This window comes from Aquicoccus sp. (genome assembly GCF_041686535.1).
Taxonomy (GTDB): domain Bacteria; phylum Pseudomonadota; class Alphaproteobacteria; order Rhodobacterales; family Rhodobacteraceae; genus Aquicoccus.
On the sequence record NZ_JAWLDS010000030.1, the window covers coordinates 23,521 to 33,759 of the forward strand.

At 67.2% G+C, this 10,239-nt stretch carries 9 protein-coding genes; 6 read left to right on the forward strand and 3 right to left on the reverse strand.

The window, feature by feature from the left end:
• Positions 1-63: 63 nt before the first annotated feature.
• Both lysA and ACESL9_RS08665 read left to right on the forward strand, forming a co-directional pair.
• Positions 64-1,329, forward strand: coding sequence for a diaminopimelate decarboxylase (gene lysA / locus ACESL9_RS08660; RefSeq protein ID WP_372613666.1), 1,266 nt, complete (start codon positions 64-66; stop codon positions 1,327-1,329).
• Between the two features lie 49 nt (positions 1,330-1,378).
• Complete coding sequence (locus ACESL9_RS08665; RefSeq protein WP_372613757.1) at positions 1,379-4,006, forward strand: TIGR02302 family protein; 2,628 nt, start codon at positions 1,379-1,381, stop codon at positions 4,004-4,006.
• A 97-nt stretch (positions 4,007-4,103) separates the two neighbouring features.
• Here the strand turns inward: ACESL9_RS08665 and ACESL9_RS08670 are convergent, their stop codons facing one another.
• Positions 4,104-5,099 (reverse strand): zinc-ribbon domain-containing protein, encoded by a 996-nt coding sequence (locus ACESL9_RS08670; protein ID WP_372674725.1) that lies wholly within the window; start codon positions 5,097-5,099, stop codon positions 4,104-4,106.
• A gap of 211 nt (positions 5,100-5,310) precedes the next feature.
• Between ACESL9_RS08670 and ACESL9_RS08675 the strand changes: the two genes are divergently transcribed.
• The 4 genes from ACESL9_RS08675 to ACESL9_RS08690 are packed head-to-tail and all read left to right on the forward strand — an operon-like array spanning position 5,311 to position 8,222.
• Positions 5,311-5,988 (forward strand): cell division ATP-binding protein FtsE, encoded by a 678-nt coding sequence (locus ACESL9_RS08675; protein WP_372613662.1) that lies wholly within the window; start codon positions 5,311-5,313, stop codon positions 5,986-5,988.
• Positions 5,985-6,890, forward strand: coding sequence for a cell division protein FtsX (locus ACESL9_RS08680; protein WP_372613661.1), 906 nt, complete (start codon positions 5,985-5,987; stop codon positions 6,888-6,890). Before ACESL9_RS08675 ends, ACESL9_RS08680 begins: the two co-directional genes overlap by 4 nt.
• Positions 6,890-7,642 (forward strand): lysophospholipid acyltransferase family protein, encoded by a 753-nt coding sequence (locus ACESL9_RS08685; RefSeq protein ID WP_372613755.1) that lies wholly within the window; start codon positions 6,890-6,892, stop codon positions 7,640-7,642. Before ACESL9_RS08680 ends, ACESL9_RS08685 begins: the two co-directional genes overlap by 1 nt.
• Entirely contained in the window at positions 7,608-8,222 is a 615-nt protein-coding gene (locus tag ACESL9_RS08690) for a pyridoxamine 5'-phosphate oxidase family protein (protein ID WP_372613659.1), read from the forward strand. Before ACESL9_RS08685 ends, ACESL9_RS08690 begins: the two co-directional genes overlap by 35 nt.
• Positions 8,223-8,291: 69 nt before the next feature.
• Here ACESL9_RS08690 and lpdA read toward each other — a convergent pair whose 3' ends face one another.
• Positions 8,292-9,680 carry a dihydrolipoyl dehydrogenase gene (lpdA, locus tag ACESL9_RS08695; protein WP_372613657.1) on the reverse strand — a complete coding sequence of 463 codons (1,389 nt, stop codon included), beginning with the start codon at positions 9,678-9,680 and terminating at the stop codon, positions 8,292-8,294.
• A gap of 93 nt (positions 9,681-9,773) precedes the next feature.
• Positions 9,774-10,169, reverse strand: coding sequence for an MAPEG family protein (locus ACESL9_RS08700; RefSeq protein ID WP_372613655.1), 396 nt, complete (start codon positions 10,167-10,169; stop codon positions 9,774-9,776).
• Positions 10,170-10,239 lie beyond the last annotated feature (70 nt).

Here is a 10,239-nt window from a genome sequence, read left to right on the forward strand (position 1 = left end):
GGCATCGCGACCTGACATGCAATGCCCATTGATCCCGGTGGTGGTTTTGCTATGACCGCCGCCATGGATCATTTTCTTTACCGCGACGGTGAGCTTTTCGCCGAAGATGTTCCCGTCGCCGAGATCGCGGCGACGGTGGGCACACCGTTTTATTGCTATTCGGCGGCGACGCTGACGCGGCATTACCGCCTGTTCGACGAGGCGCTGGCGGGGATGGATCATCTTGTCTGCTATGCCATGAAGGCGGCGAGCAACCTTGCCATCGTGAAGCTGTTGGGCGACATGGGCGCGGGGATGGACGTGGTGTCGGGCGGCGAATATGCCCGCGCCAAGGCGGCGGGCGTGCCGGGCGAGCGGATCGTCTTTTCCGGGGTCGGCAAGACCCGCGCCGAGATGCGCATGGCGCTGGAAGGTGGCATCCGGCAGTTCAACGTCGAGAGCGAGCCGGAGATGCGCGCGCTCGACGAGGTGGCGCGCGCGATGGGGGTGCGGGCGCCGGTGACGGTGCGGGTCAACCCGGATGTGGACGCGCGCACCCATGCCAAGATCGCCACCGGCAAGAGCGAGAACAAGTTCGGGATCCCGATTTCGCGGGCGCGGGCGGTCTTTGCCGAGGCGGCAGCGCTGGAGGGGTTGGAGGTGGTCGGTATCGACGTGCATATCGGCAGCCAGCTCACTGACCTAGAACCGTTCCGGCTGGCCTATGCCAAGGTGGCCGAGTTGACCGAGGCCCTGCGCGCGGACGGACATGACATCAGGCGGCTCGACCTGGGCGGGGGGCTCGGGATTCCCTACACGACATCGAACGAGGTGCCGCCGCTGCCCGGTGACTATGGCGCGGTGATTCGCGAGACGGTGGGGCACCTGGGCTGCGAGATCGAGATCGAGCCGGGGCGGCTCGTCGCCGGCAATGCGGGGATACTGGTCGCCGGGGTGATCTACGTCAAAGCGGGCGAGGGGCGCGATTTCCTGATCCTCGACGCGGCGATGAACGACCTGATCCGCCCGGCGATGTATGACGCGCATCACGAGATCGTGCCGGTGCGCGAACCGGCGGCGGGGGGCGAAGGTGCGCGCTATGACGTTGTGGGCCCGGTTTGCGAGACCGGCGACACGTTTGCCCGGGCGCGCGACATGGCGGCGGTCGGCGAGGGCGACCTGGTGGCGTTTCGCGGGGCGGGGGCCTATGGCGCGGTGATGGCGAGCGAATACAATTCCCGCCCGCTGGTGCCCGAGATCCTCGTGCGGGGCGATCAATTCGCTGTCATCCGGGCCAGACCCACCTTGGACGAGATGCTGAATCGCGATACCATTCCGTGTTGGTTGTGAAGGCAGAGGCCGTCATGTCGGGGGCCGCTGCCGTGAAAGGAGCGCCGTTATCGCCGATCGGACCGGCCAGGAAATTCTGAGGCGGCTGCGCTGGCCCATCAGGCTGACGCGGGCGGGTATGCTGGCCGAGCGGTTCACGCGCGCGTTCTGGCCGGTGTGGTCGCTGGCATTCGCCGTGCTTGGTGCTCTGATGCTGGGCCTGCACGATCTGGTGCCGGTCGAGGTCGTCTGGGCTGTCGCGGTCGTGGCACTGGTGGCGGGGCTGGCGCTGCTGTCGTGGGGTGTGCGGGCGTTTCGCCTGCCGCGCGAACACGAGGTTCTGGCGCGGCTCGATGCCACGATGGCGGGGCGTCCGATCCAGGCGCTGATGGATGCCCAGGCGATCGGTGCGGGCGATTCGGCCTCGCGCGCGGTCTGGGAGGCCCACCAGGCGCGGATGCGCGCGCGGGCCGAGGTCGCGCGCCCGGTGCGGCCCGACCTGCGGGTTTCGGCGCGCGATCCCTTCGGCTTGCGATACATGGCGGCGCTGGTGCTGCTGGTGGCGCTCCTCTTCGGCTCATTCTTCCGGGTTGGCAGTGTCGCCGACATGGCCCCGGGTGTGGGCAGTGCCGAGGCCGGGATCGGCGCGAGTTGGGAAGGCTGGATCTCGCCGCCGGGCTACACCGGGAAGCCGACGCTTTACCTCAACGATCAAGACGCGGGCGAGATTGCCGCGCCGGAGGGCAGCCGGATCACGCTGCGGCTTTACGGGCCCTCCGGGGCGCTTCGGGTGGTGGAGGACGTGTCGGGTGCGCCCTTGGAACCTGCCGAGGGCACTGGCCAGGCATCCGAGCCGGCGCAGGATTTCGCACTGGCCGAGGAGGGCAGTCTTGCCATCGAGGGGCCGGGCGGCCGCAGCTGGGACATGGCGGTGATCCCTGACGCTGCACCGGAGGTCGATGCGACCGGGCCGGCCGAGGCCAGCGCGGTGGGCGACTTTACGATGCCCTTCGAGGCGCGCGACGATTACGGTGTCGTGGCCGCGCGGGCGCGGATCACGCTGGACGAGGACCGGGTGGACCGGCGTTACGGCCTGTCCATCGAGCCCGAGCCGCGCGATGCGATCGAGGTCGCGCTGCCGCTGCCGGTGGCACGCGGTCGGGAGGATTTCGAGGACGTGCTGGTCGAGGATTTCAGCCAGCATCCCTGGGCCAACCTGCCGGTGAAGCTCGAACTCAGGGCCGAGGACGCGGGCGGCAATGTCGGCAAGAGCCCGGTGCAGGAAATCGACCTTGCCGCGCGGCGGTTCTTTGATCCGATGGCGGCGGTGGTGGCCGAGATGCGCCGCGATCTTCTGTGGAACCGTGACAATGCACGGCGCATTGCGCAGGTGCTGCGGGCGGTGTCCTACAAGCCCGAAGAGGGGCTGTTCGACCGTGAATCGGACTACCTCAGGCTGCGGTTCATCCTGCGCCGGATCGAGACCGGGGCCGAATATGGCATCTCGGACGAGACCCGAGACGAGATCGCTGAGGCGCTTTGGGACCTGGCGCTGCTTCTGGAGGAAGGAACCCTGGCGGACGCGCTCGAGCGGATGCGCCAGGCGCAGGAACGACTGACCGAGGCGATGAAGAACGGTGCCTCGGATGCCGAGATCGCGCGGCTGATGGACGACCTGCGCGAGGCGACGCGCGATTACCTCGAACAGTTGCAACGCGAATTCGCCGAGGAGAACCAGCGCGACGGCGACTCCGATCAGCCCGATCAGGGCGAGAGCGACGAGAACACGATGACCATGACGCAGGACGACCTGCAACGCATGATGGACCGTATCCAGGAACTGATGGAACAGGGCCGCATGGCCGAGGCGCAGCAGGCGCTGGAAGAGTTGCAGCAGATGATGGAAAACATGCGCATGACCGAAGGCCAGGGCGGGCAGGGTGGCCAGTCGCCCGGGGACCAGGCGATGGAGGGCCTGTCCGAGACCCTGCGCGATCAGCAGGGCCTGTCGGACGAGGCTTTCCGCGATTTGCAGGACCGGTTCAACCCGGGCGGCGAATCCGGCCAATCGCGCGGCAACGAGGGCGGACAGGGCGGCATGGGCCGCGAAGGCGAGCGCGACGGCGAGGGCGAAGGCCAGGCCGGGGAACCGGGTCAGGACGGCGAGGGTGAGCGCCCAGGACAGGAGGGTGCGCCGCAGGATCCGGCCGAGTCCCTGGCCGAGCGGCAGAACCAGCTGCGCCGCCAGCTCGATCAGCAGCGCGGCGCGCTGCCCGGGGCGGGGACGCCGGGCGGAGACGCCGCGCGCGAGGCGCTTGACCGGGCGGGCCGGGCGATGGACGGCGCGGAAGAGGCCCTGCGCGAGGGCGACCTGGCCGAGGCGATCGACCGGCAGGCCGAAGCGATGGACAACCTGCGCGAGGGCATGCGCGAGCTGGGCGAGCAGATGGCCGAGGAGCAGGGCGAAAATGACGGTGACGAGGGGCAGTCGGCGGATGGCAGGCCCGGGCAGGACCGGTCGGATCCGCTGGGCCGCAACCAGAGGGGCGCGACCGGGGTCGAGGACAACATGCTCCAGGGCGAGGACGTCTATCGCCGCGCGCAAGACCTGCTCGAAGAGTTGCGTCGCCGTTCGGGCGAGAGGGCCCGGCCGGAGAGCGAGCGCGACTATCTCGAACGGTTGCTGGACCGGTTCTGAGCATCGCCCATGATCGGTGTCACCCCGCCCGTCGTGCTGGCGGCACGCCTATGGCGTGAGGCGGGGCTGCTCTCGCTTCAGGGCTTGATGAAGCCGGTCAGGTTCCGCCATCACCGGCTGGCGCGGCGGCTTCGGATGTCATGCTGTCGAGCCATTGCACAAGCGCGGCCACCTGCGAGTCGAGCCAGAGCCGCGCGCGATTGACCCAATCGACATAGGTTTCAAGCAGGGGCCCGAGTTGGGGCACCATTTCGGCCAGCTTGCCGGAAAAGACGTAAAGTGCCAGCAACAAGGCGAAAAGCAGCAGCATGTAGGAAAAGCCACGCGAAAAGCCCGATTGTTGCGTTGCCGGCGCTGCCGCCTCGTCCGGTTCGGTGCTGGCGGTGGGCTGGCGCTCGGAATTCTTGCGCAGCGTCGAATTGATCTCGTCGATATCGGGCAGGAGATCGCGGCGTGACGCATTGGCCGACAGTTGGGAGAGGCCGGCCGCGGTCATGGCTTCTTTCTCGGACATGCCGCGCATCCGCGCCATGCGCAGGCGGGCCTCGCGTTCTCGTTGGCTGGCGTCGCCCGGCGACTCCTCTAGGCCGAGATCGGGCTGGGTTTCGAGCCCGCCTGACGCCGCGGCGGCGCGGGCCTCGCGTTCGCGTTTGGCCTCTTCGCGCAGAACCTCGCGCACGTCCTCGGGCAGTTCGCGCGGCTGCGGGGCAGGGCCGGGTTCGAGCGGGGCCTCGTCGTCGCGCGCTTCTTCGCTCGACAATGGGTCCTCGGGGGCGTCCCCGGTGCTGACTTGCGGCGCCGGCGCGGTCGGTTCCTCGATCTCGTCCGGCCATGCAGCCTCGGGCGAGGCGGCGGCCCCGGCATGGGACCGGTCCTGGTCGTGCCAGTCCTCGGTGGGCTCGGCGTCGCTGTCGGTCCAATCGGTATCGTCGAGCGGCTGGCCCAGTTCCTCGGCGAGTTCCGCGTCATGTTCGGGGTGTTTCTGGAACCATGTGTCGCCGCAATTCGAGCATTGCACGTCTCGCCCGGTTTCCGGGATGACGTCGTCGGGCACCTCGTACTGGGCCCCGCAATTCGGGCAGATCAGCCGCATCGTCTCACCTGTCGCCGTAGACCGGCATTTGCCTCATCTCTTTACCACATCTTGTAACCTTTCGCGCGCAAAACGCAAAGCAATTGCTGCATTTGCGTCATTCCGTGCCATTTCCGCATAACGGGCCGGATTGAATCCTGTGCAAGGCTGAGGCAATAAGGACCGACCGGGGCGGTGGGCCGACCGGGCAGACATGGCAGGGGGCCGGACCGTGATCGAGCTTGACAACGTGGCCTACAGCTATGGTGGGGGCGAACTCCTGAGCGGCATCAGTTTCGCGATGCAACCCGGATCGTTCCATTTCCTGACCGGTCCTTCGGGGTCCGGCAAGACCACCTTTCTCAAGCTGTGCTACGGCGCGCTGGTGCCGACCTCGGGGCAGGTGCGGCTGTTTGACCGCGATGTGCGCACGATGAGCCGTGATGACGTGGCGATGGCGCGCCGCCGTATCGGGGTGGTGCATCAGGATGTGCAATTCCTCGACCATCTGCCGGTGGCCGACAACGTGGCGCTGCCGCTTACCGTGTCGGGCCGGTCGCATATTGATGAATTGGCCAATCTGCGCGAATTGCTCGGCTGGGTCGGGCTCAAGGCGCGGGCCGACGCGTTGCCGCCCGAGCTTTCGGGGGGCGAACGTCAGCGTGCGGCGCTGGCGCGGGCGGTGATCATGTCGCCCGACGTGATCCTGGCCGATGAACCCACCGGCAACGTGGACTGGGAGATGTCGCAGCGGCTGCTGAAACTGCTGGTCGAGTTGAACCGGATGGGCAAGACGGTGATGATCGCCTCGCACGATCTCGGCCTGATCCGGGCGGCCAAGACGCAGGTGCAGGCGCGGGTTCTGCGGATTGCCAACCGGCAGCTTCATCTTGCGGGGGCGGACCTGTGAGGCGGGCGCTATCGGAGATCGCGGCCCTTCTGGTGGGCGATCCGCAGGCCGACCGGCTGGTGCCGCCCACCGGGTTCACCGCGCGGCTGACATTGATCACCTCGGGTATCATGGCATTCCTGGCGGTGTTTGCGCTGGCCCTGTCGCTGGCGGCGGGGCGGTTGGCCGAACGCTGGGGCGAGGAGTTGAGCCGCTCGGCCACCTTGCGCATTTCGGCGCCGGCCGAACAGATGGACGAGCAGACCGAGGCGGCGCTCAGGGTGCTTGAGACCACGGCAGGAGTGGCGCGTGCGCGGGCCCTGTCGGAGGACGAGCAGCGCGCGCTTCTGGAACCGTGGTTCGGGCCGGACATACCGGTTGAAACCTTGCCGATTCCGCAACTGATCGAGATCATCGAGGATGAACCGGGCTATGACGCCGACGGGCTGCGGCTGAGGCTTCAGGCCGAGGTCCCGGGCGCGGTGCTTGACGATCACACCCGCTGGCGCCGGCCGCTGGTCGAGGCGGCGTCGAAGCTGCGCGTGCTGGGCTGGCTGTCGATCGGGCTCATCTTCACGGCGATGGCGGCGATGATCACGCTGGCGGCCAATGCGGCGCTGGCGGCGAATGCCCAGGTGATCGCGGTGCTGCGGCTGGTCGGCGCGCGCGACAGCTATATCGCCAAGGCTTTCGTGCGCCGCTTTACCCTGCGTGCGCTGTCGGGGGCGGCGCTGGGCATGGTGGCGGGGCTGGTCGCGGTGTGGTTTCTGCCCGCGGCGCAGGAGGCAGGCGGGTTTCTCAGTGGTCTGGGGTATGCCGGGGCGGGCTGGCTCTGGCCGCTGATCATTCCGCCGCTGGCGGCGGTGGTGGCCTTCGCCGCCACGCGCAGTGCTGCGCGAAAGACGTTGAAAGGGCTCAGATGATGGTGCTGATCTGGCGCTGGATCATGTCGATCCTCTTCGTGGTCGTGAACGCGGTGGCGATGGCGATCCTCGGCATCGTGTTCCTGCCCTGGGCGGTGCTGTCGCCGCAGGGCGCGCTGATCGCGTGCAAGGCCTATACCTATTGGGTGCAGTTCACCGCGCGCTGGATGGTGGGCATCACCTGGCAGGTGCGCGGCACGGTGCCGGGCGAGGAATGCCTCGTCGTGGCCAAGCACCAGTCGTTTCTCGACATCCTGATCATCTTTCAGGCGCTTCCGCGCCCGCGCTTCATCATGAAGCGCGAGCTTCTCTGGACGCCGATCATCGGGATCTACGCCTGGCGGCTGGGATGCGTGCCGGTGGCGCGCGGCAAGCGGGGGGCCGCGATCAAGCGGATGATGGAAGATGTGAGATCGGGCCGGGTGCCGCCGGGACAGTTGGTGATCTATCCGCAGGGCACGCGGGTGAAGCCGGGCGATTACCGCTCGTTCAAGGTGGGCTCTTACGTGCTTTACAACCAGTTGGGCCAGCCCTGCGTGCCGACGGCGACGAATGCGGGCCTTTTCTGGCCCAAGGGCACGATGCTGCGCAAGCCGGGCCACGCAGTGGTCGAGTTCATGCCGCGGCTGGAGCCGGGGATGGCGCAGAAGCCGTTCATGGCGCGTCTGGAAAACGAGATCGAGGCGGGATCGAACGCGCTGATGCGGGAGGCGGGATATGACGGAGAGTTACCGAAAGCTCGAGACGATTGAGGAACTCGAGGCGCTTTACGGATCGCCCAGCGATGCGGCCCTGCGCAAGGTGGCGCCGCGTCTGACGCCGCTTTACCGCCGCTGGATCATGGCGTCGCGTTTTTGCGTGATCGCCACCGTGGGCGCGGAGGGCTGTGACGCCAGCCCGCGCGGCGACGATGGCCCGGTGGTCGAGGTGCTGGACGACCGGACGCTCCTGATGCCCGACTGGCGTGGCAACAACCGGCTCGACAGTTTGCGCAACATCGTCCGCGACGGCCGGATCGCGGTCATGTTCATGGTGCCGGGTGACAGGATGGTGGTGCGGGTCAACGGGCGGGCCTGGCTGAGCGACGACGCGCAATTGCGCGCGCGGTTCGCGCAGAGGGGCCGTCAGCCCGCGACGGTGATCGGGATCGAGCTGGCCGAAGTCTATGCACAATGTCCCAAATCGCTGATCCGGTCGGGGATCTGGAACCGGGACGACAGCGCCGGGTTGCCCAGCCTGGGCGAGATCCTGGCCGAGATGACCGAGGGCGATATCGCGGCGCGGGACTTTGACGAGGAACTGCCCCAACGGATGACGAAAACGCTCTGGTGAAAGACGCGCTCGGGCGGTGAGATGACCGCCTTCGCGCTTCTTTGGGGGTGGGTGGGCGATGATCCTTGCTCAGCTGTGGATCGGCCCGTCACCGCAGGCCAGTGCCGCCTCGCGCACCGCCTCGGAATAGGTCGGGTGCGCGTGACAGGTCAGTGCCAGATCCTCGGCCGAGGCGCCGAATTCCATCGCGACGCAGATCTCGTGAATGAGGTCGCCCGCCGCAGGGCCGATGATCGCGGCGCCGAGGATGCGGTCGGTCTCGGGATGGGCGATGATCTTGACGAAGCCTTCGGACTGGTGCACCGCCTTGGCGCGCGCATTGCCCATGAAGTTGAACTTGCCCACCTTGGGCTTCAACCCCGCATCCTTCACCTCGGCTTCGGTCTGGCCGACGGTGGCGACCTCGGGGGTGGTATAGACCACGCCGGGGATCACGCCGTAATTCACATGGCCATGCTTGCCCGCCAGCACCTCTGCCAGCGCCATGCCCTCGTCCTCGGCCTTGTGGGCGAGCATCGGGCCGGGGATCACGTCGCCGATGGCATGGATGCCCTCCACCGAGGTTTTCCACTGCTCATCGACGTCGATCTGGCCGCGATCCGTCATCTTGACGCCGAGATCCTTGAGGCCGAGCCCGTCGGCATAGGGTTTGCGCCCGGTGGCGACGAGCACGATATCGGCGTCAAGCGTCACGTCGTCACCGCCCTTCTTGGGCGCATAGGTGACCTTGGCCTTGGTCTTCATCGCCTCGGTCTCCTTGACCGCCGCGCCGGTGATGATCTCCATCCCCTGTTTTTCGAGGATGCGCTTGAACGTGCGCTGCACATCGGCATCCATGCCGGGGCAGACCGCATCCAGGTATTCAAGCACCGTCACCTCGGAGCCCAAGCGGGCATAGACGCTGCCCAGTTCGAGCCCGATCACGCCCGCGCCGATCACCACCATCTTTTTCGGCACCTTGGAGAGTTCGAGCGCGCCGGTGGAACTGACCACGGTTTTCTCGTCGATCTCGACGCCGGGGATGCTGGCCGGTTCGGAGCCGGTGGCGATCACGATCTTCCCGGCGTCATGGGTGTCGTCGCCGACCTTGACCTTGCCCGCCTCGGGGATGCTGGCCCAGCCCTTGATCCAGTCGATCTTGTTCTTCTTGAACAGGAATTCGATGCCGCCGGTGTTTTGGCCGACGGTTTCGTCCTTGTAGGCCAGCATCTGTTTCCAGTCGACGCTGGGCGATTTGCCCTTGAGACCCATGGCGGCGAAATTGTGCTCGGCCTCGTGCAGCATGTGGCTTGAATGCAAAAGCGCCTTCGAGGGGATGCAGCCCACGTTGAGGCAGGTGCCGCCCAGCGTTTCGCGCCCCTCGACCACGGCGGTCTTGAGCCCGAGCTGGGCGCACCGGATGGCACAGACATATCCGCCTGGACCGGCGCCGATGATGATCACGTCATAAGAGGCCATGGGTCAGTGTCCTTTCCTTTGCGTTGGAGGGGGGCGCTGCCCCCGTCGCCGCAAGCGGCGACTCCCCCGGAGTATTTCAGGCAAGATGAAGCATCAGAAGAGCGCTGCCAAGAGCATGAGCAGCGTGGCGAGGAACCCCACGCCCCAGATGAGCGACCGGCCCGGGCGCAGCCCGAAGTAATAGGCGGGGACATAAAGGACGCGGGCGACGAGGTAGGTCCAGGCGCAGGCGGCAGTGAAGGCGGTGGACTGGCCCGCCAGCGTGACCACGACCACGGCGATGGTGAAGAGGATCAGCCCCTCGAAATGGTTGGTCATTGCGCGGCCGAGGCGGGCGGTTCGGGGCGAGAGCGGTTTCGACGGCTCACGGTCGCGCGCCGACATGGTGTAGCCGGGGCCGAGTTCCAGGTTGGCGGGCACGGCGTAGAGCGCGAATTGCACGGCCTGAAGGAGGGCGGCGAGGGTGAGGGCGGTGAGTTCGGGGGTCATTGATATCTACGCAAGCGCCTCATTCCACCGCCGTCAATGTCTCGCGCGCCTTGGCGATTTCCTCATCGAG